Below are 22,580 nucleotides of genomic sequence, written 5' to 3'. Positions count from 1 at the left end.
GATGTTCACCACTGACGCGCCCGCGCTGGCGCTGAACTTCCTCCGCACGGCGCAGAACTACATCGAGCCGGGCATCTATGCTCGCGAGTATCCGGACTTCCAGTATCGCGAGCTCGTGCCGGTCGATAATTCGGCGCCCGAATGGACGACGGCCATCGACTTCTTCTCGATGGGCGACGACGTCGGCCAGGCGCGAGAGTTCGCCCCCGATGGCGATGACATCCCGTTCGTCGACTTCAAGCTCGACAGCGGCAACAGCCGCGTCTGGATGGCGGCGATCGGCTACCGGTACAATCTGCAGGAGCTTGCCCATGCCCAGGCCTATGGCATCCGATTGCAGAACGACCGCGCCGATGCGGCCCGTCGGAAATACGAGCAGTACGTCGACAACGTCGCATTCCTCGGCCGCTCCAAGCTCGGCATGCAGGGTTTGCTCAACACCACCTCAGTTACCGCGCTCACCGCGGCGAACGGGGCGGGCGGTACTGCGACCTGGACCACGAAGACGGCCGACGAGATCCTTGCCGACGTCAACAGCGTCCTCGGCGTGATCTTCACCGCCTCCAACGGCATCGAGCAGGCAGATACGATACTGCTCGACCAGGACCGGTATGCACTCATCGCCACGAAGCGTCTCGACGCGACGATGACGACCACCATCCTGGAACACATCCAGCGGGCAAACATCTACACCATCCGGACCGGTCGACCGCTCACCATTCGGGCGGTGTTTGGTCTCGAAACCGCCGGCGCCGGAAGCACCCACCGCATGGTGGCCTATCGCCGGTCACCCGACGTCGTGAAGATGCACGTGCCGATGCCGCTGCGCTGGTTGCAGGCTGAGCAGCGTCTGCTGAAGTTCGAAGTGCCGGGCATCTTCCGTCTCGGTGGTGTCGAAGTTCGTCGTCCCGGCGCCATGCGCTATCTCGACGGAATCTGAGGAGTTTTCGTTATGTCTAAGATTACGCTTCAGAATAACCGTCCGGGTGGCTTTGGGATCCCGGGCGGTCCAGTCATCGCGGCCGGTGGCTCGCTTGAAGTCGAAGCCTCCGACTGGAAGACGGTCAAAGACCATCCGGTGGTCAAGGCCTGGGTCGATGCGGGCCACCTGAAACTCGACGGCGACGAGGATGTCACTGAGGAAGGTGCTGGGTCGAGGTCCGTGACGGACGTCCTCGCCATGGCGAGCGACCCGGGCGTTCAGTTCATGTCGTTCAAGTCGGCGGCATCCAAGCTCCTAGGCGAAAAGACGCCGAAGACGAAGGACGAGATCATCGCTGCTCTCGAAGATCTGGCAACCAAGCCCTAGGAAGTGGAGAAGGGGCGGCCTAGCGTCGCCCTATCACTTGTTATCCCGGTTCCAAATGTATCGGGTGCCGGAGCACTCTTTGCAATTCTCTTTGATGTTCGATTTTCCCGTTCCGCCGCATTTGGGGCAGATGGCGCCGCCCATTTTCCCATCGGCGCAACCGCAAGCACGATAGTTGGTGCCCTCGCCAGTTCCACCGCATGCTGGGCAGGTTTGCATGAACATGTCGAACCTCCTGTCTCTGTGTGTTCTAATATATCTACAGGTTGAAAAAGTGTCACCGGCGAGGCGAGCGTAGCGGCGGTTAGGTTTCTCGGAGAATGACATGGCTGGATACGGCGATAACGACGGCTTCACGGCTTACGCGACGGCGGCCGGGTATGTCTTCCCCGATGGTACGACCGATGCCCAGAAGACGGCAGCGCGCCAGCGCGGTTCTCTGGTGATCGATCGGTACGAACCTCGGTTCAATGGCCACCGCACCGGCGGCTATGCCCAGGAACGCGCATGGCCGCGCACCGGTGCGTCGACCTACTACGGGGAGGCGATCCCATCCGGCGAGGTGCCTGTCCCAATCATCAACGCTTCCTATGAGGCCGCGTTCCTCGAAACGACGAACCCCGGCAGCCTCTCGCCCGTTGTTACGGGCGCCTCAACCGTCAAGCGGGAGAAGGTCGGGCAGCTCGAGGTTGAGTACGCAATTCAACCAGCGAACATTGAGGAAACCGTGGCCATGACAACGCCAACTGTAACGTCAATTAATGGGTTGCTTTGGCCTTTCTTCTACCCGACCTCTTCTCATCCGCTAGTTGTCTAGGCGGCAGCCCTACGCACAGCAGCACTGATAGCAATAGAACATGGACACGCCGCGGGGCCCTACCGTAAATTCGTACGGTGCGCCGGCTTTCAAGTACATCCAGCCTCCGGCTTCCAGTTCCTTGTCTTTGTACGTGATCGAGCCCGACATTATGACGCGAATGCCTGCGCCTTCGTCATGGGAGTGGAGAGGGACCTTCACATATGGCCCAGCCGATGAAATGTAGAACGTGGCTGGCCCGTCGGTGAAGAACGGAAGAATAATCTTATTGAACCCGCCAGGAACGTTACTTACCGCCAGTTCCTTGGTCTTCCAAATGTCAGGAAGATCCAAGGAAGTGATAATCTCTTTATCGTCCAATTTTCGCGCCTTCCGGAATTTCTCAATTTCGGCGATGCACGCTGCAAGAGTTTTCGAATTCGGGTTGAACTTTGCCATGCTTTCCTCCTTCGGCAAGGCGGTTTGCTCGCATATGCTAATTCAACGCTCGATAGAGTCGAGTCATATTTAACTTTCGGGGGTTGCGTGTGGATTATCGAGCCCTGCAAATCACAGCTGAGCGCCTTATCGCCAAGTTCGGCCAGGCCGGCGGCGTCACGCGCATCACGCCTCCCGATCCCGTCCTTGGTGGCGATCCGGTGCCCACGCCATACGCGGCCACGCTTGTCCCGATGGCCCACGAGGCCCGCTACATTGACGGCACCACGATCAAGACCGGCGACATGCAGATCTACATCTCGTCCGTCGGGCTGGCGATCGAGCCGACCGTCGGCGACGTCGTAACCGCTAACGGTATCAACTATGCCATCGTGGCGGGGGATCCGAACAAGTTCGACGGCATCACGCCGGTTGTATTCATCGTGCAGGGGCGAACTGGTTAAGGCCCCTTCTTTCGACTTTCCTTCAACTTTATCCGCTGCTCAGGCGGCAACACGGCTAGCACATCGTGAAAAATCTGCCCTTCAGGCCTGGGATGAAACTTGATCCCCTCAATGAAGGATGATTCCATTACATAGGTGAAGACGGAATTTATATCATTGGCTAACAGCTGCGCCGAAGAGCGAAATTCAGAGTAGGTGGCTATACCCCCGTACGTCGCCAGAAGGACCACGAGAACCTTGCTGGAAATCTGGATATTGCCGTCTTTTACTTTAATCGACCCCAGCGAAGCGTTTCCGCCCGAGATGCTAAAGCCTCCGAAGCTCATCCGTTTCGCGAAGCCGTCGTTGAGGTATGCGACCAAGACACCGTGACCCAAGCTGCGAGCATGATCCAGAAGTATCTGCGGACGTTTGATTTGTAGGTCAGAGCTTAGCCTAAAAGAATAATCGACATCACCTAAAGTGATCATGATGTCTCGTGTTTCGTCCCCTTGGTCAACATGAGGGTCCATAAACAAATCTCCCGGATTTGGTGCGACAGTTCCTCAAATAACTCAAAGAATAAGACAGTTTTGCTTTGTCGCAAGTTCTCTCCGATGCCCACGTCTTGTCGGATGCAAATCGATCTCTGGATAGGAGCAATTTGCGGATGGATTTTGACACGCTTCTTGCCACCTTCGAGCCAAGGCTTGCTTCCGCTTTCCGCGAGGCTTTAGACGAGATCCGCTCGTCCATCGTCCTCGCCCGCGTCATTGAGCGGCTTGAGCGTGGCGACGTCAGCGGAGCGATCGAGGCCATGCAGATCGAGCCCGAGGCCTTCTCGGCTCTCGAAATCGCTCTGCAGGAGGCCTTCAACGCCGGCGGAACTAACGCTGTCGCCGAACTGCCAAAGGTAACGGACCCGCAAGGCAATCGCGTCATCTGGCGCTTTGGAGTTCGCAACCCGGCCGCCGAAGCAATCCTACGGGACCTCTCGACGACCATGGTCACGCACATCACCGATGACCAGCGGCAGGGCATCCGCCAGGCGCTTGAAGCCGGCCTTGCCCGAGGCGCCAATCCTCGATCTACCGCGCTCGACGTCGTCGGCCGCGTCAACAGGGTAAGCAAGCAGCGTGAAGGCGGCGTGATAGGCCTCACGCGCCACCAGATCGCGTTCATCGAACGTGCCCGCGTTAATCTCGCGTCCGGCGACCCGGAGTTGATGAAGCAGTATTTCGAGCTCAAGACCCGCGATAAGCGGTTCGACCGCTCGATCGCAGCAGCTATGCGCGAAGGTAAGCCGATCACCGGCGACGCTCTCGCGAAGGTCATAGGCAGGCTCCGCGACAAGAACCTGCTTCTCCGCGGTGAGATGCTGGCCTGCACCGAGACCATGATGGCGCTCGGGTCCGCTCGTGATGAGGCGATGCGCCAGCAGATCGAGGCCGGGAAGGTCCAAGCGCAGGACGTGACGAAGACATGGCGAGATGCTGGCGACAAACGCGTTCGTCACACGCACCGCGTTTTGAATGGTCAGTCCGTCGGCATCGACGAGGTGTTTCAGAGCCCATCCGGTGCGCTCCTCCGCTACCCGGGCGATCCGCGCGCGCCGGTGAGCGAGATCTCGGGCTGCCGTTGCAGGCTGGAATACAAGATCGACCACATCGGCGCCGTCGTGCGCCGTTTCCGTGCCGAGGCTGTCTGATGGCAAAGCTCTCGTTCAGTGCCACCGTCGCGGCCTTCGCAGAGAAGATCCCGGGCGCCGTCGAAGCCGTCTTCAAGGAATCGGTTCACGACGTCACCGAGGAGATGCTGAAGCCGACTGGTGCCGGCGGGCGGATGCGGGTTGATACCGGCTTTCTTCGCGCTTCGGCGCTGGCGTCAACCACGGCCATGCCGACGATCAAGAGCCAGTCTGGTCCTGTCGCCGGGCAAAACTATGCCTTCGACTTCGGTCAGATCGAGGCCGTCATTCTCGGCGCGGACGTCAACGACACCATTTATGTGGGCTTTACGGCCGGATACGCAGTTCACCGCGAGTTCGGCGCGAACGGCCAGGCGCCTGACGCGTTCGTCCGCAGCGCTGCACAGCAGTGGCAAGGTATCGTCAGTCAGAAGGCGTCGGAGTTGAAGCGTCGTCTCGGGCTTTGACTGCCCGGTTGTCGTCCGACCCGCTGTCTTGTGCGGCTAAGTGGCCCATCTGAAGCAGCAGGATCGCCCGTCGCGCAGCTTTCAGCGCGGTATCGCCCCGCACGGTCTCTCCGTCCTCCCGGCCCAAGGCGAGGTAGGCAGCATGCAGACGTTCGTAGACCTGATCGTCGGAAAGCTTATCGGCCATCGCCGGGAAGGATTACACGAATGCCAACAGGTGTGGAAGCCAACATCTGGCTCGCGCTCATCACTCGCTTGCAGGCGCTGACCTTCACCCCGGCGCAAGCGATCGCCGGGCCGTTCGTCCCGTTCCCGGCAGCGGGGCAAACGAAGCCGAAGGATTATCTCGAGGTGGTGTTTCTGCCGAGCCCGACCCGGACCCGCACCGTCGGTCCTGGTCGCCAACAGCATCGCGGCATCATGCAGGTCAACGTTCATTTCAGCAACGGTACCGGCATCATCATACCGCTTCAGCGCGCCGACCAGATCGTCGCCCATTTCCCGAAAGACCTGATCCTCTACGAGAGCGGCGTGAAGGTGAAGGTCAATCGCAAGCCCTATGCAATCCCGCTCCCGCCAGCCAACGGCTCCCTCATGGTCCCTGTGACCATCTCCTACGAAACCTTCGCAGCCTAACAGCAAGGAACCATTCCCATGACGATCACCACGGCCACTGGGGCTCGCTATTTCATTGGCGGCACCACCGCAATTCCGTATGCCAGCGGCGACGCAGCCGCAATCGCAGCCTTTGAGGCCCTAACCTGGGTCGAGATCAAGGAAGTCGAGGATGGCGGCGAGATCGGCGACGAATCCGCCGACGTCACCTTCCAGTCATTGTCGGACGGCCGCGTTCGCCACCTGAAGGGCGCGCGGGATGCAGGCACACTTGCGCTCGTCGTCGGCGACGATCCGCTCGACGCCGGCCAGCAGGCGCTTCGCGACGCGGAGAAGACGAAGTTCCAGTACAACATCAAGGTCGAGTACGAGGACGCTCCGGACGCGACCTATTCCAACAGCGTCGACTACTTCCGCGGCCTCGTGATGTCGGCTCGCAAGCAGATCGGCGCCGGCGACAACGTGCTTCGCCGCACCTTCAACATCGGTATCAACACCGAGATCCTCACCGTCGAGCCGGCTGTTATCTAAGGAGCACTCATGTTCGATCTTGCCAAGTTCGACAAGGAAATAGCCTTTGACTTCGAACAGGCGTTCCCGCTCGAAATCCTTCACCCGATCACCGGCGACAAGACCGGGCTTGTGATCGATATCGTCTCGTACCGGTCGGAACGGGTGAAGCGGGTGCAGCGGCGCCTGGCGAACTCCGCCATCCGCGAGAACAAGAAGAATCCAAAGAAGGTCGGTACTGTCGAGGAGGTCGAGGAGCGCACGAACGAGATCGTCGCCGCCTCGATCGTCTCTTGGAACATGACCCGGGATAAGACGCCGGTCGAATGCACTCCCGAGAGTGTCATGCAGATCATCTCGGACCCCCGGTACTTCTTCATCGCCGAGCAGGTCGACAAGGCGGCCGACGAGGACGCGAATTTTACGAAGCGGTCGCAGAGGACTTAATCGCCTTTGCGGCTGCGCATTTCGCGCCTCGGCGCAAGAATGATCCCCCGCCCGAAGAACCTGTCTTCGGCCTCCATATCTGGGATTGGTTCGTCGAACTGCACAACATCCGGCAGTCCGGCTTTGCGGCCAACCCCATCAGCTTCGGTGAGATAGAATCCTTCTGTCGCCTCACCGGGGCGGCCATCAACCCCTGGGAACTATCCGTGATCCGCCGAATGGATCAGGTGGCCCTCTCCATCATCAACAAGACCGGCAAGACCGAGACTGCCCACCGTCAGACGACGGAGGCTGATGTCGCGGAGTCGAAGCTTCGGATACGCGGGGCGGCCAGGAATCGCCGAGTGGTGAAACGTTCGTTAGAGGCCTAGCCACCAAAAAAAGCCTCTCTCGTAGCAGTCACTGTCACGCTTACTGCCACATTCCACCTTGAGGCGATAACCATTGCCCTTCATGCATGCGTCGAGCGCAGAATTGTACCCGTCGCCTCCAAACTTGCCGTCCTGAATTGGGTTCTGCTCGCAAGCGGCAAAGTTCGTGTACCGGTCTCCGCCGCCAGCCATGACCTGTGTTGGGACCGCGAGCGCAGTACCTGAAGCGACCATCAGCAACATCAATATGGAACGCATTACATCCTCGGTTTGGTTGTAAATCAGTGCTCCTGTACACTCTGGTTGGTGAAGAATGACTGAACTCGCGTCCCTTGGCATCGAAGCCAAAACCACCGGCGTCGACCAGGCAACCAGCAAGCTCGACAAACTCACCGGCGCGGCGAAGCGCGTAGGGGCCGCGGTCGAGGGTATTGGCCCATCCAGCAGTAAGGCAGGGCAGATGGCGGCGTCCGCTGCCAATGCCCATGCCGCAGCCTTGAACGCCGAAGCGGCGGCGGCAAACAAGGCTGCCGGCGCGCTTCGTGTGCATAATCAGGCTGCAAACCAGAACATCAGGGGAGTGCAGGGGGCTGCAAGCCACGTCAGCAACCTCGCTGCCCAGTTCCAGGACATCGGCGTTTCTGCAGCTATGTCGATGAGCCCGCTACAGATCGCTTTGCAGCAGGGTACGCAGATCAGCGCCGTTCTCGGTCCCATGGGGGCCTCCGGCGCGGTGAGGGCGCTCGGCGAAGCCTTCTTGTCCGTCATCTCGCCCGTCAGCTTGGCGACGATCGCCATCGTGTCCTTGGCTGCCGCTGGCCTTCAGATGGTGAATTGGAGCAAGCTTGCCGCGTCGGCGCTGACCATGCTTGCCAATGGTCTCGTCGTGATCGCCCCGTATGCCGCCGCGGCAGCAGCCGGGCTCGCGCTCCTCTATGCTCCGGCGATCATAGGAGGCGTGATAGGCCTGATCGCACTTCTCGGACGCCTTTCCGTCGCAGCGATCGGGGCTGCTGCATCCATGGCAGCCGCGAACCCCGCTGGCGCGCTCGTGCTGGGCATGGTGGCGGCAGTTGCCGCAGCGAACATCTTCCGGGACGAGCTCACCCAGATCTTCGACGTCGACATCGTCGGCTCGGCAAAGGACGGGGCGAACCTCATCATCGGCGCGTTCGTCGCGGCGTTCCACGACCTAGAATTCCTCTGGGCCAAGTTCCCTGACGTGATCGGCGCAGCTGCCATCGGCGCAGCGAACATGGCGATCAAAGCCGTCAACGCGATCGTCTCGGCGAGCGTGAACGCGATCAACGGGCTGATCCGCAGTGTGCAGACCGTATTCAAGACCGGCGCGGCAGTTGGCACCGGGATGGACGTCGAGAAGATCCTCGGCAACACGAGCGGCCTTAGCAACTTCATCGAAGCGCCGCAACTGGATGAGATCGCCAATGAGGCAGCAGGTCGGCTAGCCGGCGCCGTCCGCGAGCGCAACAAGACGCTTCAGAATGACCTGACCGCCGACTATCTCGGCACCATCGGGGCAGCCGTCACCAAGGGCGCGTCGGCTGCCTCGACGAAGCTGAAGGAACTCGCCAAGGACCTGACGACGGTCGACGACAAGTCGAAGAAAAAGGGCGGCGGCGGCAAGACCGAAGCCGAGAAGTACTCGGACATCGTCGACGGTGCGAACCGCCGCATTGCGTCGCTCAAGGCGGAGCAAGAAGCGCTCGGCATGACAGAGCAGTCGGCCGCCGCGCTGAAGTACGAGACCGATCTCCTCAACCAGGCGCAGCAGAAGGGCATCGAGCTTACAGCAGCGCAGAAGGCGGAACTGTCCGGTCTTGCTCAGCAGATGGCCGCAACTGAGATTGCGACGAAGCAGGCAAAGGAAGCGCTCGATTTCGCCAAGGACGCGACGAAGGGCTTCCTCTCGGATCTGCGTTCCGGCCTAGCGAACGGCGAAGGGCTCTGGCAATCCTTCGGCAAGGCGGCGCTGAACGTCCTCGACAAGATCATCAGCAAGGTCGAGGACGAGCTCGTAAACGCGCTGTTCTCGGCTGGCAATGCTTCGGCAGGCGGCGGAGGAGGGCTTCTCGGCGGGCTGCTCGGCGGCATTGGCAAGATCTTCGGCTTCAGGTCGGGCGGCTACACCGGTAGCGGCGCGACAGGCAGGGCGGCCGGTATCGTCCACGGCCAGGAATACGTCTTCAACGCCCGGGCCACCAAGAAGATCGGCATCGGCAACCTTGAGCGCATGCACAGCGCTGCCAACGGCAACGGCTACCAGTCCGGCGGCTACGTCACTCCGATGCAGCCCGCGCCACAAAACGGCGGCGTCATCGTCGTCCGGACCATCAATGAGGTCCGGAACGGCAACCTCGTGCCGGTCATGACCGAGGTGGCCGGCGAGGTATCCGGCCAGAAGATTAAGGAAGCGTCGCCGCAGATCGTCGCGGCGTCCGTCACCAGGGCGAACGAAACGGCCCCCGCAGCAATGGCGAAATACCAGCGCGATACCGCCGGTGGCGATTACAGGACCAGTTGAGCATGGCTGACATTCTCGTGTGGCCGGTCGAGCTCCTCACCCCTGAGGAGTGCCGGACGAACATTGTCCCGTTTACGCGCTCTGGCGGTCGGTCTCTCGGCGGCGTCGAGCCGGCAACCAAGACCGACCTCGGCTATTGGGCGATCGATCTCGCCGACATCGCGACGTTTGACATGGCGCAGCGCCGGGCCTGGGAGGCCATCAGTCAGAAGCTCGGCGGCCGCTCTGGTTTGATCGCTGTCCCGGCATGGTCGCGAGACACGGCCCCATACGTTTCAGGCGAATATGAGCCGGTCGGGCTCGTACCGCACGACGACGACGCGCCGTTCGACGACGATACCGAGTATCTGCAGGGCGCGATTTCCGTCGTCTCCGACGGCGTGACACCGATCGGGGCGACCACGATCCGGTTGCGCATCATCAACGCGGCGTCTGACCTGGTCGGCGTCCGCTTCTCCTATGAGCATGCCCTCTACAAGACGGGCCCGGCGATAGCGATCGACGGTGACATCTGGACCCTTCCGATTTCGCCCGCCGTGCGCGCTTTGATCCCTGCCGGGAGTGATCTGGAATTCGATGAGCCGACATGCCTCTGCCATCTCGTCGACGATCGCGGCATGGATGCCGGCGTCAACTCGATCGAATTCGAGCAGCGCTCTCTTAGCTTCGTCGAAGCAACAGACTACTGGGCCTCGTTGGTGGCGTGATGATCAAGTCTCTTCGTGTTCTTGCTCAACTCGACTTCCCGTCGAAGACTATTCGATTGTGGGATGGGTCGGGCGGGCTATTCATCGACCTCGACGGGAACATCTGGCGACCGTGCGTGCTGACGGAATCGGCGCTGGATCAGATCGAACTGGCAATCAACGCCGAAGCGTTCACGCTGTCGCTCGCGCTCTCCGGTATCGACCCGGAGCTATCGAACGTAATCTGGTCGGACTATCAGGATGGGGAGGTCATCGGAACGCGGGTCCGCATCCTGATCCAGGATTGCGACGAGTACGATCAGCCGGTTGGCTCGCCCGATATCAAGTTCACCGGCACTATCGACGACATCATCTTCGACGATGCGGCGGCCAACGATCAGATCCTTTCGACGATCACCGTCGAGATCACGAACCGGTTCACGCTCCGGACGCTGACCAACGGCGCTGTTCTTTCCGACGTCGACCAGAAAGCCCGATCGAAGGTCCTCAATCCGAGCGCACCGCCTGACCGCTTCTGCGAGCGCATCCCGCTTCAGATCGACAACACGATCCGTTGGCCGAACTGGTGACATGGAAGAGACCCTTCTCGAATTCCTCAGGGACTACGGCGAGAAACCGTGGCGGCCGGGTGTCGATGTCGATTGCTGCCTCTTCCTTGCGTCGTGGGCGCTCTGGCTTGGCCATCCCGACCCGGCGGCGCACCTTCGCGGGGCCTATGACAGCGACGATGGGTTCCGCCTGATCGTCGAGCGCGCCGGAGGCGTCGAGCCGCTCGTGGCTGACTGCGCCGGCCGGATCGACGGCCGGCGGGTGCAGCAGCCATGTTGCGGCGCGATCGGCGTCATCGGCTCGCCTGCCAACATTCATCGCCAGTTCGGCGCGATCCACGACGGAGAGCGCTGGCTGGTGCGCTTCAGGAACAGTGTCGGCCCGATGGTTGCGACACCTCTCGCAATTTGGATTATCTGATGCCTGGTGTGATCGAACTGACCGCGCTCATCATCTCGTCGGTCGCAACGTCCGTCGTCGGCGCGAACCTGCTTTATCTCGGCACCTATGCGCTCGCATATGCTGGTCTGGCATTCGGCGCGCAGGCTTTGCAGGGGCTGTTCGTGCAGAAGCCTTCCGTTCCGAAGCCGGAGGACGGCAGCTACAACCTGAAACAACCGGTTCCGCCGCTTACCTTTGCCCTCGGCCGCATGAAGAAGGGCAGCGACTATGCCACGCTCGAGGAGGCAGGCGGCGTCGCTTACCACGTCCTGATCATGGCTGCGCACCGCATCCAGGGCTATGTACAGCATTATCTGCACGATGACGCGGTGACGCTGACCGGTGACGTCGTGACCTCGCCCTCGAATTACCACTACAACGGCAACGACTACGTCAAGATCGATACTCGCCTCGGTTTGGATGCAGAAACCGCCTATCCAGCCATGGTCACAGCTTTCCCGACGATATGGAGCAACAACCACCGCGGCGACGGCCTCGCCACGGTGCTGATGCGCTGCGTGACCGCCAACAGCCAGAATTACCTGAAGGTGTTTCCTAACCAGATGCCGCAGCACTCCGCTGTCATCGATGGGGCGCTGCTCTTCGATCCTCGGAACCCGGCGCACAACCCGAGCGACGACAATACCTGGGGCTTCACTCAGAACCTGCCGCTAATGCGGCTCTGGCATCTGTGCCATCCCGTTGGGGGCAAACTCAACTATGCCGACATCTATCTGCCGGATTGGATCCACGCGGCCAATGTTGGCGACCAGAGCGTGACGAACCGCACTGGCGGAACAGAGAAGCGCTACAATGGCGGCTTCTGGTTCCGGGCGAACAATGATCCGGTGCAGGTTGGCCGATTGATGGACGAGGCCGCAGAGCTCGTGGTGTACGAACGTCCGGACGGTCTGATCGGCGTGCACGCCGGAGAGTATGTCGAGCCAGACATACGGCTCACCGCCGCCGACATCATCCGGTGCACCCACGACGTCAATCAACGGCGCTCCTCGACGGTGCTTGCTGTTCGTGGGCGGTTCACCGACCCAGCGAGCCGTTACAATACTGTTGATGCGGCGATCTATGGCGACCCCTACGCCGGCGAGGATACAGAGCGGACGGTGACCGTCGATAACCAAGCGATCCAGAGCCACAACCACGTGGCCAGACTGCAGAAGCTGAGATACACGCGCCGCAATGCCCCTCGCGTGACGATCGTCGCCCACTATGAGGCCGCCAAGAACTTAGCCTACCGCCGGTTCGTGCGGGTTCATCTCCCTCCGAGGCTCACGGAGGTTGTGATCGAGATCACGGCAACGCCGAAACTCTCGCTGAAGAACCTGACGATCGAGTTTTCCGGCATCGTTGTGCCCTCTAACCTCTACGCGTTCAATGCGGCAACCGAGGAGGGCGCCCCAGGCGCGAGCGTGACGCCATTACCGCCACACGGCGTACCGTTGCCGACGAACTTCAATGTGACGATTTCAACGGAAGTCGTTAGCGGTGGAGCGACAGCGGCCTATGGCTCGGCCACATGGGATTTCGTTTCGGATTCGTTGATCTACGAGTTGGAGTGGCAGCCGACATCCGAGATCGAGCCTCCTCGATCGGTCACCTCGAAACCGGGCGAAACGCAAGTTCGTTCCGGTTATCTCTCGGATGGTGTGCAGTACCGCTTCCGGCTGCGGACTTGGTCGAATGGCGACAGCTCGGAGTTCACGGACTACGAGATTCGCACAGCAACAGCCGACCCGGTTGCTCCAGGTGTGGTGACCAATGCCGACCTAACTGGTGGCGCCGCCCAAGTGCAATTTGATTGGACCGCGCCGAACAGCCCGAAATACTTCGCCTCACGGCTGTACCTCAACACCGCGAATAGCATGACGGGCGCGACACTGGTGGCGACTGAGTATGGGTCGCCAGCAGCGGATGACAGCCGCATCGTCACGGGGCTGAGTGCGGGCACCTACTACGGTTTCGTCGTGGCTATCAACTCCTCCGGAGTGCCGGCCGCTGCCGTCGCCACGGGCTCCGCAATCGTCACCTGAGACTTCTCACGCTTCCTTTCTGAAATCTCTGCTCTGGTGCAACGCCGGAGCGCCTTCGCATGGGGACAGGCATGGCCGACACCGCAAATATCGTTTACCGCGACTTCGTCACCTACGGCGTGCCTTCCTCGGGCAAGAACAAGCCGAAGAAGGACGAGATTCGGCGCCTGCTTACCGGCTATGAAGCGATCATCAGCGCCTTCACCTCGAATGGCGGCCTGATCTACGCCAGCAAGGCGGCGATGGATGCCGATCTGGCGCGACCCGCAAACAGCATGGCCTGGGTGCTTGGAGACGCCATCGTCGCCAACAATGGCATCTATCGAAAAGTCGGAGGCGTTGGCACCGGGTCGTGGTCACGTGCTGCCGATCTGCCGTTCTCCTTCATCACCGCTAATGACGTCGGTGCTGGCACCGCGAACGATATTCAGGCCACTACCAGCATTCCGGTTTCGGCGTCAGCTCTCGTCTGGATGAACGTTTTCGAGGCAAACACGGCTTCACCGGTAACCGTTAGCTTCAATGGCGGCGCTCCTCTGACGATCAAGACGAACACCGGCAACAACGTCGCTGCGGGTGGCCTTGTGTCCGGCATGATCATTCTTGGCATCGTATCCGGCAGCACGTTCCGGCTCCTCAACGATCAAGTCTCCAGCGCCATTGTCGCCGCGGCTGAGGCTGCACAGGTTGCTTCGGAAGCGGCGGCAACGAGCGCTGCCAACAGTGCGGCAGCCGCAGCGGCGTCGGCTGCCAGCGTGAATTTGCCGGCGTCACTCACTGCCAATACGATGCTGGTTACGAACCCGGGCGCGACTGCCCGCGAAGACAAGTCGTTCGCGGACGTAATCGCGCTTCTCGGTCTCGATGCACGGTACTTGCGTCTCACGTCGCGAGGGTATGTCGACTTGTCCACGGACTTCGGCGCTCCATCTGCGGGGAGTGACTTTACAAATCCCTGGAGCCAGTTCCTCGACGCATGTCTGTTCGACGCGATGAAGGGCGAGATACCGCAAGGGACCTTCAACATCTCGCAGCCGATGTCGCGCACCTGCACGGCGCCGTTCCAGAGCCTCACGATTGAGGGCAAGGGGAGGCAGACGCTTCTCAATTTCCGCGGAGAGATCAATGCTGGGCTTACCGTGAATTACCTCACAGTGCTTAACTGCGTGAACATTTCGAGGATGAACATCCAGACGGATAGCCAGTCTGGCGCTTTGTCCGCGTTCCGTCTTATATGCCCTGCTCACCCTGACCCTGCGGCGGCGGAGTACAACATCTTTGATGATGTCGTGTTCAAGGGGATCGACGGTTACAAGACCGCAAAGCACTTCGGGACATGTGTTTACTCCTTCAGGGTCAACAACATGAATTTCGAGCGCTGCCGTTTCTATGGCCCAGGCGCCGCGATCGGAGACGGTAACGGAAGGGGGAACCAAGTCGAACTGCAAAGCCAGAATGGTGACTACGCGGTGAAGTACGTCTTCGAGAAGTGCTACTTCTCGCAGTTTCAGAACGCCATCCTGGTCGGCCCTTACGTGCAGGGACTGGTGCTTGACGGCAGTGACTTTGTCGGCGGTCGAGCCGCTGTCATGGTTCCGGCCGGTCAGCTGGCCAACGATGGCCTATTGGTAACTGGCTGCCACATGAATACCCGCGAGGTCGGTATCGAGGTTCTGGCCACCGAAGCGACCAGCATGGAAGTGAACAACACCTTCTTTATCATCGACAAGGCGAACCAGGTTGGCATCCGCACCGCCGGCTACCGGTGGTCGGTTCAAAACACCCACTTCGAGGGCCAAGGTTCTATGCCTGGATCTGCCGGTATCCATGTTATTTCTGGCGCCCACCATGGCATCATCTCGGGCAACCAGTATGGATATATGCCGTCGGGCAACGTGCTAAACTCTGGCTGCCATGACATCAAAGTGCTGAACAACAGCTATGATAATGTCGTGACGCCGAACGTTAACAACGGCACAAACAATGCTATCGGCATAGCTACGGCCTGACGCCGCCCTCTAATTTGAGGGCAGCTTTGTCATGAACCGCTCGTTTGTCTGGCAGATCACAAGGTCGGCGCCCAAGCGCGAGGCAACCGCCATGTCGGCACTGGCGCTCCAGATGAAGTGAAATTCGCGGAATAGCCTCGCAAACCACCAGGACAAGGTAGTTGACGTCTCCCCACGCTCAAAGAACGAGTTGCCGAAGCAAACGGCTACCGCATCGATCGACGCTTGCGGACAGCGCCAGGACCGTTTTGTCCCGGTCAGGCCTTCTGAAGGGTTCCACGAAACCGTTGAGTGCGGCTGACAGACCTCCTGCGAGGCTGTTTCTATCGCACGGTAGAGCACTGGCCTTTCGATGAACTCGCTCCCGAACTTCGACCCCAAGTCTCCCTGGTCCCTCCCAAAGAAGGTAGCGGTGGGCTTGGGAAACTCGTCCTCTATCAGTCGGTACCTTTCAGCGACGTACCTGGCAATGGTTTCAGCGCCATAGGTCGATAAGTGTGTGTCGTAGTCCCTGTAAACCTTCTCGGCATCGAGGTCGTTCGAAGTGAGAGAAAGTAAATCGACGATGTCCTCTCCCACGAATTCATCCTCCTCGAGTTTTCTGATTACTTCGTTGTAGCCCTTCGAGCCTTTCGTGGCTTCGAAGGGACATTTCCAGTGCAGCTGCGACGACTTTTCGGGAATGAAGATCTGGCGAAATTCCATGCCAGCCTTGCTCGCTTGCGCCTTGCGCTCGTGGACGAGGCCTGCCCACGCCGCCGCGTCAATAGCGTCTGAGTTGTAGAGGGATGCCACGTCATTGACGCCCCCACGCAGCAGTAAGGTACCCCCGGCACCCACTACAGCATCGCCGCAAGGAGAGCTAGCACCGTAGCCAATGGCGCCCATTCGTTCGCGCTCGTGGTCTGTCTCCTTTGGAAAGGAGATGCGAATGGCCCGGTAAATGAGTGAGGGGAGGATTTTAAGAGTCGCCGAGGTGCCCCCGCAAATAGCGGTAAACTGGGCGCTGCCGCTGGCGATCGCTTCATAGGCCGCTTCCTCGGATTCTAAAGGAATTCGAAACGAGCCCGCCCATGGAAGATGCGTGAGATCAAGGCGGTCAGACGATGTTGCTTCGGTCGAGTATCGCACGCCATCTAAAGTTAGGACGCATTGGACACAGCCGGCATACAAGGGCCCTTCAATGCCAATCCAGCCGGCAATCGTGTTCTGCTGCACGACTTCTACGTAGCCGTGAAGAACAGGGGCTGGAACTCCAACATCGTAAGACATCAATGCCATTCAAAACGACCTCTACAAAAGCTTATGCAGGGTGACGTCCTCGTGGTCAACAACCGCTACGAGAGGGTTTCCACTCCGAACATCAACAACGGGACAAACAATACTATCGGCAGTGCGACTCCTTGACCGTGTTGTTGACATTGCAACCGTTGGTGTGCTTTCTCGCGAAACTGGTGTTTGGGGAGAGACATCAAATGTTTTGGGGCAAGCGGAGCCTTCCAGCAGAGTTCGATGCAAAGGTATACCGCAAGAGATACCCCGACCTCAGGCATATGAGTGCCGAGAGCGCGGAGGCGCATTATCGGGATTGCGGGCTTGAGGAGGGTCGTTGCCCGTCGCGGGTAACCAGTCGACTTGACTTCATCGGACTCGTTGACCGAAAGAAACCTGTGCTGGAAATCGGACCGTTTCTTAATCCCTGCCTTCGTAGGCCGGTTCACAACGTCAAATATTTCGACGTTCTCAACAAGGAACAAATAGTTTCTCGCGCCCAGCATATCCTCACATACTCCGAGGAAGAGGAGAACAGGAGACAACTGAGAGCGGCAATCGAGGCTGCGGAAGAGATTGACTTCAGTCATCCGACCGGGGATCTAAGTTCGGTCCCAGAACGCTTCATGAATGTTTTCAGCAGCCACTGCATCGAGCATCAAGTCGACATAATCAGGCATCTAAACGGCGTGTTTGATCTTCTGGAGCCCGGCGGTCGATACTTCGTCATCGCCCCAGATAAGCGGTACTGTTTTGACCACTTCCATCCAGAGTCGCGATTTATCGACGCGCTGGCTGCTTATCTAGAGGTGCGTCAATTCCACACGCCAACTAAGGTGTTGGAGCACGCTATGAACCTGACCCACAATGACCCAGGCCGCCATTGGGCCGGGGATCACGGCAGTAGGCGCATCGACAATTGTTTCTTCGATGAAAGGCCAGGTGTTTTCGAGAATGTTTTGGACCAGGCACGTCTAGCCAAAGACCAATACATTGACGTGCACAACTGGATCTTCACGCCGTCCAGTTTCCGCGAGGTTATGAGGCAGCTCTTCGACCGCGGCTTCGTTAAGATGCCGGTCGTTAAGGTATATCCGACGCTCCGAAATTCCATGGAATTCTACGCCGTGTTCGAGAAGCCTGCTTAACGGAGCTTTGAATGCTGAGCCAGACCTTGATGGAAGGGATAGCGATTGAGCTTGGTTTCTGGAAGTGGTTTGTTGACCAGCCACGGTTCCGGGAAGAGTGGCTGGACGAGGAGAGACGTACGGTCGACCTTCAACCGGAAATCTATGAGTGGTTCCGGTCTCGCAGCAACGTCGATGACCTGAAAGTTCTCGACGTGGGCTCCGGGGTGGTCTCTGTCTTGCTGGGGACGTTCCCGAAGCAGAATATCACCACGGTAGACCCGCTAGGGGCCCTGTATCCTTTTGTCTTCGACTACGAGAAGCACGCAATCCCCGCGCCGCTCGCTCGAGGCGGCGAGGAGATGGATTTCTCGGAAGAGTTCGACATCGCCCACATCAGCAACGCTATCGACCATGCCCAAAACCCTGGCCTGGTCTTCGAAAAGATGATGGCCGCGGTAAAGCCTGGCGGATACGTCATTGTGCAGGGGCTGGTCGACGAAGCAACGGCAGAGAACTGGGGTGGCCTTCACCAGTTCAATTTTCGGCTGACGGAAGACGGTCTTGTGATCTACGTTGGCCGAGAAGGTGAGGAGCGCTACTTGTCTGGGAGAGCGGTTTTCCATCTCGTCAAGCGGTTCCATGCAGAGGCCCGCGATTGGTTCATCGCCGTGTTCAAAAAGCCGGTTGAGATGGCGGGCTGAAGGACGCGCGAATGAATAAGGCAACGTTTTCCCCGGATGTACCAGGCCACCAACCTGCTCTGGATATCTTTCGAGGTGGCTGGTCCGTTAAACTTCCAGATGAATTGGGATTGAGCGCCGGAAGTCACGAGCACTTCAATGACCCTCGCATCGCGTGGGCCGGGCCAACGATCAAGGGCTTCTCAGGGAAGAGGATACTAGAGCTAGGTCCATTCGAAGCCTACAACACATGCGAAATGGAGCGATTGGGCGCAGAGGTTACCGCGATCGAGGGATCTGCGGATAACTTTTTCAAATGCCTGATCATGAAGAATGTGTTCAACTTGCGGGCGACGTTCCTCTACGGAGATTTCAACAAGCACGAGCTTGCTGACGGTGAGGGATACGATGTCCTGTGGGCCTCTGGCGTCCTTTACCATATGGTTGACCCGATCGCCTTTCTTCGAAAGGCGGCCACGCTCTCGCGCAAGATGTTCCTCTGGACGCAGTATTTCGATGCTTCGGTGATGACGCCTGATCATCCTTCGATTGGCCATTTCGATGAGGAACGGAATGTGATTGTCCATCTCGAAGGCAGAGACATCACGCTACATTGGCGGTCTTATCTGGAGATAAAGCCGGGGCAGCCCTTCTCTGGGGGAAGCTCTGACTTCTCCTACTGGATGGAGTTGCCGGACATCCTCTTCGTGTTGGACAAGCTTGGGTTTGATGGCATCCAAATGGGCGTGAACAATCCGGCATTCCCACCCGGACCGGCCTGCTTCTTCTTGGCGTCTAGCAACCTCCTATAGCCAAATAATTACACCGCCGATGACGATCAGCGCTGCTCCCGGCCAGGTCGGAAGAGCCGCGAGCCATTCAATTAGTCGGCCACGTGCGGCTACTTGCTCGGCTGGCAGGTTTCGCCCCTTATCCATGTCGCGGAGGACGCTTTCAGCCAAGGATTCCCTGGTTAGCCAGAACAACCCCGCTATCGCTACGACCGCGCCAAAAGCATCCATCAGCTTTCCCCTTTAGACGGTTCGCGTAACCACCTCGGTCACGACTGAGGTGAGCAGGGCCACCAGCGCGACGGCCGTCCCAAATCGCGCGATCTTCATCCGGCGCCCGCGAGCGCCATTCCAATCGTAGCCCATCATGTTCCCCCAGCCGGCCTCATGCCGTGCGTGGATGGTGGCCTGTTTTCCTAACCAAGAGGTAAATCTGATGAGCGCAATCACCTCGCAGCAAATTCGTGCGTCGGCGAAAGGGTCTGTCAACGAGAGCAACCTTGCGTCCGTGCTTATGGCCTTGGACAAATACGGGAGCAAGTTCGGCATGGATCGGCCGCACCGGCTCGCTCAGTACTTTGCGCAACTGATGCACGAAAGCGGCGACTTCAGGTACGATCGTGAGATCTGGGGACCGACGCCGGCGCAGCAGCGCTATGACACCCGAACCGATCTGGGCAATACTCCTGAGAAGGATGGCGACGGCTACGTCTATCGCGGCCGCACCGGCATGCAGTTGACCGGCAAGGACAACTACCGCCAGTTCCGCGATTGGTGCCGCGCCGCTGGTTTGTCTTGCCCGGACTTCGTCAAGGATCCGGATGCGGTGAACAGCGACCCTTGGGAAGGCCTTGTGCCCTTGTTTTACTGGGACACGCGCGGGCTGAACCGGTGGGCCGACGAGGGCGACGCAGAAACCATCACGAAGAAGATCAATGGCGGAAAGAACGGGCTTGCCGATCGCTTCGACCGGTTGGCGCGGATCTCGCTCGTGCTCCTCGGCTACCGAGCCGACAACGTTCGCCAGTTTCAGGCCGACCAGCGCCTCGATGTCGACGGCGACGTCGGCCCGAAGACCAGGTCGGCGATGCACAAGGCACTAGTGGCGCTCACGCCGGGCGAAGCCGCCAGGCCGGAGGTGAAGGTGGCGCCGGTCACGGAAGAGAAGCCGGTCCCCGTTCCGGTGACGCCGCCAAGCCTCGATGCGCCGTGGTGGAAGTCGAAAGAGGTACTCGTCCCGGCCGTCAGCGGCGGCGGCGCCTCGATCCTGACCGCCATCGGGGGCATACCCTGGCAGAACCTGATGATCCTCATTGCCACGCTCGGCATCATCGCCGCCATCCTCTACTGGCGGAAGAACGCCGATCGGAAGGCCGTGGCGAAGCAGGTCGAGAGGATGGCGTGATGTGCGCCACGCCTCGGATCATCGCGGCCGTGGCCGCTCTCGCGATCATCGCCGCCGCGCTCGCCTGGCTCTACCGGCAGGGCGGCGACGATGTCAGGACCTCAATCGAAAGGCAGAACAATGAAGCTGGCCGCACTGCGGACGATGTCCGCTTTCGTTATGACCTTTGCCCTCCAGGGATGTGGGACTTCGGCGCCAGCAAGTGTCGACGGGCTGCGGCGCGTGGTCGGCACTGATCTCATCGGTGCGCGAGGGGCGACGCCGGAAGATCAGCGAAAGATAGACCGGACTGCCGTTGGCATCTGCGCCGCGGCGATCTGGACGAAGGCGGAATGCAAGCGACACGGGGAAGGGCGCTAGAAGGATGGTCGATGCGGAAACCAAAATCATTCTCGACCAGATTCGCGATCTAGGTGCGTTGATCGAGCGGAGGGAGGAGCAGGCCGACGCGCGCCGGCGTGATCTCTGGAAAGAGATCAACGGCCTAAACCTGTATATGGTCCGGGAAATGAGTGCGATCCTCGCTCGCGTCGAGGCGGTAGAAAAGGCCGTGGCATCGGCATCGCCAACGCTTTCCGACTACCAGGACATGCGGAAGAAGGCGGAGGGTGCCGGCTTGCTCGGTAGAACGCTTTGGCGGATTGGTGGCTGGCTTATCGCAGGCGCATCGACGCTTTATGCGACCTACCAGTGGCTTCAGGGGAGATGACTTGCGAAACTGCTTCGCGCCCACTTAATTGAAAGTGGACGCGAAGATGCAGTTCACTTCAGAATTTTATCAATAAATCCGGTAGGGATTTTGCATATCGTCGCTGCGATCGGCGGGAGGGTCGCCCCTCCCACACGATGCCATGTAGACGTTGCTTTTACATTGGCCATCTTAGCCTCCGAGCCTACCGAACACCTCCTTGCCGCGGTCCGTCAAAGCGTAAGTATTGCCAGCATTTTTCTTGATCAGGCTGTACGCCCTCAAGTGCTCGATCTGAGTATCCACCATCTTGGCAACGCGCTTGCAGGTGTTCGTGTATGCGATCTGATTTTTGCGGAGATCTTCCGGCGTCTTGCCATAAGGCAGCAATTCGCCTTCGATCCACTCTTCCACAATCCTCTTGCGGTCGACCGGCACGTTCAGAGCTTTGTCCATCTGGGCGACGATCATAAAGAACGCGGCCATTTCAAGTTGGACTAGTGCTTTTTCTGCGCCCTTCCGCTTTTTGTGAATGTTACTACTTTCACAGCTAAGAAGCTGTATACATTCCTGGGTCCATGCCTGAGACAGTTCTTTTAAGGCCGTCAGTGCGGTCATTGTTTAGAGCTCCTCGCGCGTGGCCAGAACTGCACTTGCAGTCCATTACAATAGCCACTGTATTGCGCGCTAACCCGGCGATTGAGTAACGAGCGAAGGCCGTTACTCTGTCGAACAAGGTCACCGCAACAATTTCCGCGATTGTTTTGTGAGCGCTAAACATTCTGTGTCCTTTCAGAATCTTATGACAGGAGGACGATAGCACATCGAAGCGGTTTCGAAAGTTTCTCCACTTTTTGTGGCGAGGTTCATTCCGTTCGACACAGCAAGGTTCTCCCTCCACAAAAAGTTATGCGTGTTGCCGCACTTTTTGTGACCTCGATAGTGGCATTGTCTGAAACGCGTCGCCCTGGGAGACACCAATATGAAGAAGTTCAGCAGTGCCGTTACCGTATTCCTGGTTGGTTCGCTTGTTTTCGCCCCGCTTGTCCTCAATACCATGGAGTTGCGGATTACCCCGCTGCGCGAGCAGGACATCGTTGCTAGCTGCGCCCTCCTCGAAGAGGCCAATTTCGGCTACGTCGGCAAGGTACGGGCCTGCGTTAATTGGTCTTTTCAGTTCCCGAATTCGAACCCGTATATGATTAGCATTCGGACGATTCAGGCCAAGTGAATTG

Annotated in this window: 28 protein-coding genes; 24 read left to right on the top strand and 4 right to left on the bottom strand. The window is 59.2% G+C overall.

The features are described 5' to 3' along the window. The first annotated feature begins 1 nt into the window (after position 1). The 3 genes from OKW20_RS04380 (at position 2) to OKW20_RS04370 (ending at position 2,126) form a co-directional block, all read left to right on the top strand. Positions 2–940: a DUF2184 domain-containing protein gene (locus tag OKW20_RS04380; RefSeq protein ID WP_429170416.1), complete on the top strand. Its 939-nt coding sequence runs from the start codon at positions 2–4 to the stop codon at positions 938–940. A 12-nt stretch (positions 941–952) separates the two neighbouring features. Further along, on the top strand, positions 953–1,309 hold the full coding sequence (locus tag OKW20_RS04375; RefSeq protein WP_429170414.1) for a hypothetical protein: 357 nt from the start codon (positions 953–955) through the stop codon (positions 1,307–1,309). Between the two features lie 325 nt (positions 1,310–1,634). Then, complete coding sequence (locus OKW20_RS04370) at positions 1,635–2,126, top strand: DnaT-like ssDNA-binding protein (protein WP_429170412.1); 492 nt, start codon at positions 1,635–1,637, stop codon at positions 2,124–2,126. A 9-nt stretch (positions 2,127–2,135) separates the two neighbouring features. On the opposite strand, the gene OKW20_RS04365 is transcribed toward OKW20_RS04370, so the two are convergent. Continuing rightward, complete coding sequence (locus tag OKW20_RS04365; protein WP_429170410.1) at positions 2,136–2,564, bottom strand: hypothetical protein; 429 nt, start codon at positions 2,562–2,564, stop codon at positions 2,136–2,138. Positions 2,565–2,653: 89 nt separating this feature from the next. Here OKW20_RS04365 and OKW20_RS04360 point away from each other — a divergent pair, with 89 nt between their 5' ends. Next, on the top strand, positions 2,654–3,007 hold the full coding sequence (locus tag OKW20_RS04360) for a hypothetical protein (RefSeq protein WP_429170408.1): 354 nt from the start codon (positions 2,654–2,656) through the stop codon (positions 3,005–3,007). On the opposite strand, the gene OKW20_RS04355 is transcribed toward OKW20_RS04360, so the two are convergent. Next, positions 3,004–3,477 carry a hypothetical protein gene (locus OKW20_RS04355; RefSeq protein WP_429170405.1) on the bottom strand — a complete coding sequence of 158 codons (474 nt, stop codon included), beginning with the start codon at positions 3,475–3,477 and terminating at the stop codon, positions 3,004–3,006. The genes OKW20_RS04360 and OKW20_RS04355 overlap by 4 nt on opposite strands. A gap of 179 nt (positions 3,478–3,656) precedes the next feature. Here OKW20_RS04355 and OKW20_RS04350 point away from each other — a divergent pair, with 179 nt between their 5' ends. The 12 genes from OKW20_RS04350 (at position 3,657) to OKW20_RS04295 (ending at position 15,379) form a co-directional block, all read left to right on the top strand. Next, positions 3,657–4,694 (top strand): phage minor head protein, encoded by a 1,038-nt coding sequence (locus tag OKW20_RS04350; protein ID WP_429171144.1) that lies wholly within the window; start codon positions 3,657–3,659, stop codon positions 4,692–4,694. Next, positions 4,694–5,140: an HK97 gp10 family phage protein gene (locus OKW20_RS04345; RefSeq protein WP_429170403.1), complete on the top strand. Its 447-nt coding sequence runs from the start codon at positions 4,694–4,696 to the stop codon at positions 5,138–5,140. The genes OKW20_RS04350 and OKW20_RS04345 overlap by 1 nt, the downstream gene beginning before the upstream one ends. Before the next feature lie 207 nt (positions 5,141–5,347). Further along, positions 5,348–5,776: a phage tail terminator-like protein gene (locus OKW20_RS04340; RefSeq protein ID WP_429170401.1), complete on the top strand. Its 429-nt coding sequence runs from the start codon at positions 5,348–5,350 to the stop codon at positions 5,774–5,776. A gap of 18 nt (positions 5,777–5,794) precedes the next feature. Continuing rightward, positions 5,795–6,286: a phage tail tube protein gene (locus tag OKW20_RS04335; RefSeq protein WP_429170398.1), complete on the top strand. Its 492-nt coding sequence runs from the start codon at positions 5,795–5,797 to the stop codon at positions 6,284–6,286. A gap of 9 nt (positions 6,287–6,295) precedes the next feature. Continuing rightward, on the top strand, positions 6,296–6,712 hold the full coding sequence (locus OKW20_RS04330; protein WP_429170395.1) for a hypothetical protein: 417 nt from the start codon (positions 6,296–6,298) through the stop codon (positions 6,710–6,712). Next, a complete protein-coding gene (locus OKW20_RS04325; RefSeq protein ID WP_429171143.1) occupies positions 6,712–7,083 on the top strand; it encodes a phage tail assembly chaperone in 372 nt (123 codons plus the stop codon). The genes OKW20_RS04330 and OKW20_RS04325 overlap by 1 nt, the downstream gene beginning before the upstream one ends. 313 nt (positions 7,084–7,396) lie before the next feature. Beyond that, positions 7,397–9,625: a phage tail length tape measure family protein gene (locus OKW20_RS04320; protein WP_429170393.1), complete on the top strand. Its 2,229-nt coding sequence runs from the start codon at positions 7,397–7,399 to the stop codon at positions 9,623–9,625. Positions 9,626–9,627: 2 nt separating this feature from the next. Then, on the top strand, positions 9,628–10,332 hold the full coding sequence (locus tag OKW20_RS04315; RefSeq protein WP_429170390.1) for a hypothetical protein: 705 nt from the start codon (positions 9,628–9,630) through the stop codon (positions 10,330–10,332). Beyond that, the gene (locus OKW20_RS04310; protein WP_429170388.1) at positions 10,332–10,901 is read left to right on the top strand and encodes a hypothetical protein; all 570 of its coding nucleotides are present in this window, start codon (positions 10,332–10,334) and stop codon (positions 10,899–10,901) included. The genes OKW20_RS04315 and OKW20_RS04310 overlap by 1 nt, the downstream gene beginning before the upstream one ends. A 1-nt stretch (position 10,902) precedes the next feature. Beyond that, positions 10,903–11,301: a DUF6950 family protein gene (locus OKW20_RS04305; protein ID WP_429170385.1), complete on the top strand. Its 399-nt coding sequence runs from the start codon at positions 10,903–10,905 to the stop codon at positions 11,299–11,301. Next, positions 11,301–13,370 carry a hypothetical protein gene (locus tag OKW20_RS04300; RefSeq protein ID WP_429170383.1) on the top strand — a complete coding sequence of 690 codons (2,070 nt, stop codon included), beginning with the start codon at positions 11,301–11,303 and terminating at the stop codon, positions 13,368–13,370. Before OKW20_RS04305 ends, OKW20_RS04300 begins: the two co-directional genes overlap by 1 nt. Positions 13,371–13,441: 71 nt before the next feature. Then, positions 13,442–15,379 carry a hypothetical protein gene (locus tag OKW20_RS04295; RefSeq protein WP_429170382.1) on the top strand — a complete coding sequence of 646 codons (1,938 nt, stop codon included), beginning with the start codon at positions 13,442–13,444 and terminating at the stop codon, positions 15,377–15,379. Between the two features lie 9 nt (positions 15,380–15,388). Here the strand turns inward: OKW20_RS04295 and OKW20_RS04290 are convergent, their stop codons facing one another. Beyond that, positions 15,389–16,660, bottom strand: a complete 1,272-nt coding sequence (locus tag OKW20_RS04290) for a hypothetical protein (RefSeq protein ID WP_429170380.1) — start codon at positions 16,658–16,660, stop codon at positions 15,389–15,391. Between the two features lie 194 nt (positions 16,661–16,854). On the opposite strand from OKW20_RS04290, the gene OKW20_RS04285 reads away from it, so the two are divergent. The 7 genes from OKW20_RS04285 (at position 16,855) to OKW20_RS04255 (ending at position 21,366) form a co-directional block, all read left to right on the top strand. Next, complete coding sequence (locus tag OKW20_RS04285; protein ID WP_429170377.1) at positions 16,855–17,799, top strand: hypothetical protein; 945 nt, start codon at positions 16,855–16,857, stop codon at positions 17,797–17,799. 11 nt (positions 17,800–17,810) lie between these two features. Continuing rightward, complete coding sequence (locus tag OKW20_RS04280) at positions 17,811–18,482, top strand: methyltransferase domain-containing protein (RefSeq protein ID WP_429170375.1); 672 nt, start codon at positions 17,811–17,813, stop codon at positions 18,480–18,482. Between the two features lie 11 nt (positions 18,483–18,493). Next, positions 18,494–19,273: a class I SAM-dependent methyltransferase gene (locus OKW20_RS04275; protein ID WP_429170372.1), complete on the top strand. Its 780-nt coding sequence runs from the start codon at positions 18,494–18,496 to the stop codon at positions 19,271–19,273. A 415-nt stretch (positions 19,274–19,688) separates the two neighbouring features. Beyond that, positions 19,689–20,657, top strand: coding sequence for a peptidoglycan-binding protein (locus OKW20_RS04270; protein ID WP_429170370.1), 969 nt, complete (start codon positions 19,689–19,691; stop codon positions 20,655–20,657). Beyond that, complete coding sequence (locus OKW20_RS04265) at positions 20,657–20,893, top strand: hypothetical protein (RefSeq protein ID WP_429170368.1); 237 nt, start codon at positions 20,657–20,659, stop codon at positions 20,891–20,893. Before OKW20_RS04270 ends, OKW20_RS04265 begins: the two co-directional genes overlap by 1 nt. Continuing rightward, positions 20,778–21,017: a hypothetical protein gene (locus OKW20_RS04260; RefSeq protein ID WP_429170366.1), complete on the top strand. Its 240-nt coding sequence runs from the start codon at positions 20,778–20,780 to the stop codon at positions 21,015–21,017. Before OKW20_RS04265 ends, OKW20_RS04260 begins: the two co-directional genes overlap by 116 nt. A gap of 4 nt (positions 21,018–21,021) precedes the next feature. Continuing rightward, a complete protein-coding gene (locus OKW20_RS04255; RefSeq protein WP_429170364.1) occupies positions 21,022–21,366 on the top strand; it encodes a hypothetical protein in 345 nt (114 codons plus the stop codon). 171 nt (positions 21,367–21,537) lie between these two features. Here the strand turns inward: OKW20_RS04255 and OKW20_RS04250 are convergent, their stop codons facing one another. Beyond that, the gene (locus OKW20_RS04250) at positions 21,538–21,963 is read right to left on the bottom strand and encodes a hypothetical protein (protein WP_429170362.1); all 426 of its coding nucleotides are present in this window, start codon (positions 21,961–21,963) and stop codon (positions 21,538–21,540) included. 364 nt (positions 21,964–22,327) lie between these two features. On the opposite strand from OKW20_RS04250, the gene OKW20_RS04245 reads away from it, so the two are divergent. Then, the gene (locus tag OKW20_RS04245; RefSeq protein WP_429170360.1) at positions 22,328–22,576 is read left to right on the top strand and encodes a hypothetical protein; all 249 of its coding nucleotides are present in this window, start codon (positions 22,328–22,330) and stop codon (positions 22,574–22,576) included. Positions 22,577–22,580: the final 4 nt, after the last annotated feature.

Source organism: Ensifer sp. LBL (assembly GCF_050435225.1).
Classification (GTDB): Bacteria; Pseudomonadota; Alphaproteobacteria; order Rhizobiales; family Rhizobiaceae; genus Ensifer.
The sequence above is the reverse complement of the archived record's forward strand: the minus strand, read 5'-3'. Positions and strand labels throughout refer to the sequence as shown.

Excerpts from the sequence above, each read along its gene's own strand:
- OKW20_RS04380 (WP_429170416.1), top strand. The coding sequence starts at position 2 with ATGTTCACCACTGACGCGCCCGCGCTGGCGCTGAACTTCCTCCGCACG.
- OKW20_RS04375 (WP_429170414.1), top strand. The coding sequence starts at position 953 with ATGTCTAAGATTACGCTTCAGAATAACCGTCCGGGTGGCTTTGGGATC.
- OKW20_RS04370 (WP_429170412.1), top strand. The coding sequence starts at position 1,635 with ATGGCTGGATACGGCGATAACGACGGCTTCACGGCTTACGCGACGGCG.
- OKW20_RS04365 (WP_429170410.1), bottom strand. The coding sequence starts at position 2,564 with ATGGCAAAGTTCAACCCGAATTCGAAAACTCTTGCAGCGTGCATCGCC.
- OKW20_RS04355 (WP_429170405.1), bottom strand. The coding sequence starts at position 3,477 with ATGATCACTTTAGGTGATGTCGATTATTCTTTTAGGCTAAGCTCTGAC.
- OKW20_RS04350 (WP_429171144.1), top strand. The coding sequence starts at position 3,657 with ATGGATTTTGACACGCTTCTTGCCACCTTCGAGCCAAGGCTTGCTTCC.
- OKW20_RS04345 (WP_429170403.1), top strand. The coding sequence starts at position 4,694 with ATGGCAAAGCTCTCGTTCAGTGCCACCGTCGCGGCCTTCGCAGAGAAG.
- OKW20_RS04340 (WP_429170401.1), top strand. The coding sequence starts at position 5,348 with ATGCCAACAGGTGTGGAAGCCAACATCTGGCTCGCGCTCATCACTCGC.
- OKW20_RS04335 (WP_429170398.1), top strand. The coding sequence starts at position 5,795 with ATGACGATCACCACGGCCACTGGGGCTCGCTATTTCATTGGCGGCACC.
- OKW20_RS04330 (WP_429170395.1), top strand. The coding sequence starts at position 6,296 with ATGTTCGATCTTGCCAAGTTCGACAAGGAAATAGCCTTTGACTTCGAA.
- OKW20_RS04320 (WP_429170393.1), top strand. The coding sequence starts at position 7,397 with ATGACTGAACTCGCGTCCCTTGGCATCGAAGCCAAAACCACCGGCGTC.
- OKW20_RS04315 (WP_429170390.1), top strand. The coding sequence starts at position 9,628 with ATGGCTGACATTCTCGTGTGGCCGGTCGAGCTCCTCACCCCTGAGGAG.
- OKW20_RS04310 (WP_429170388.1), top strand. The coding sequence starts at position 10,332 with ATGATCAAGTCTCTTCGTGTTCTTGCTCAACTCGACTTCCCGTCGAAG.
- OKW20_RS04305 (WP_429170385.1), top strand. The coding sequence starts at position 10,903 with ATGGAAGAGACCCTTCTCGAATTCCTCAGGGACTACGGCGAGAAACCG.
- OKW20_RS04300 (WP_429170383.1), top strand. The coding sequence starts at position 11,301 with ATGCCTGGTGTGATCGAACTGACCGCGCTCATCATCTCGTCGGTCGCA.
- OKW20_RS04295 (WP_429170382.1), top strand. The coding sequence starts at position 13,442 with ATGGCCGACACCGCAAATATCGTTTACCGCGACTTCGTCACCTACGGC.
- OKW20_RS04290 (WP_429170380.1), bottom strand. The coding sequence starts at position 16,660 with ATGGCATTGATGTCTTACGATGTTGGAGTTCCAGCCCCTGTTCTTCAC.
- OKW20_RS04285 (WP_429170377.1), top strand. The coding sequence starts at position 16,855 with ATGTTTTGGGGCAAGCGGAGCCTTCCAGCAGAGTTCGATGCAAAGGTA.
- OKW20_RS04280 (WP_429170375.1), top strand. The coding sequence starts at position 17,811 with ATGCTGAGCCAGACCTTGATGGAAGGGATAGCGATTGAGCTTGGTTTC.
- OKW20_RS04275 (WP_429170372.1), top strand. The coding sequence starts at position 18,494 with ATGAATAAGGCAACGTTTTCCCCGGATGTACCAGGCCACCAACCTGCT.
- OKW20_RS04270 (WP_429170370.1), top strand. The coding sequence starts at position 19,689 with ATGAGCGCAATCACCTCGCAGCAAATTCGTGCGTCGGCGAAAGGGTCT.
- OKW20_RS04265 (WP_429170368.1), top strand. The coding sequence starts at position 20,657 with ATGTGCGCCACGCCTCGGATCATCGCGGCCGTGGCCGCTCTCGCGATC.
- OKW20_RS04260 (WP_429170366.1), top strand. The coding sequence starts at position 20,778 with ATGAAGCTGGCCGCACTGCGGACGATGTCCGCTTTCGTTATGACCTTT.
- OKW20_RS04255 (WP_429170364.1), top strand. The coding sequence starts at position 21,022 with ATGGTCGATGCGGAAACCAAAATCATTCTCGACCAGATTCGCGATCTA.
- OKW20_RS04250 (WP_429170362.1), bottom strand. The coding sequence starts at position 21,963 with ATGACCGCACTGACGGCCTTAAAAGAACTGTCTCAGGCATGGACCCAG.
- OKW20_RS04245 (WP_429170360.1), top strand. The coding sequence starts at position 22,328 with ATGAAGAAGTTCAGCAGTGCCGTTACCGTATTCCTGGTTGGTTCGCTT.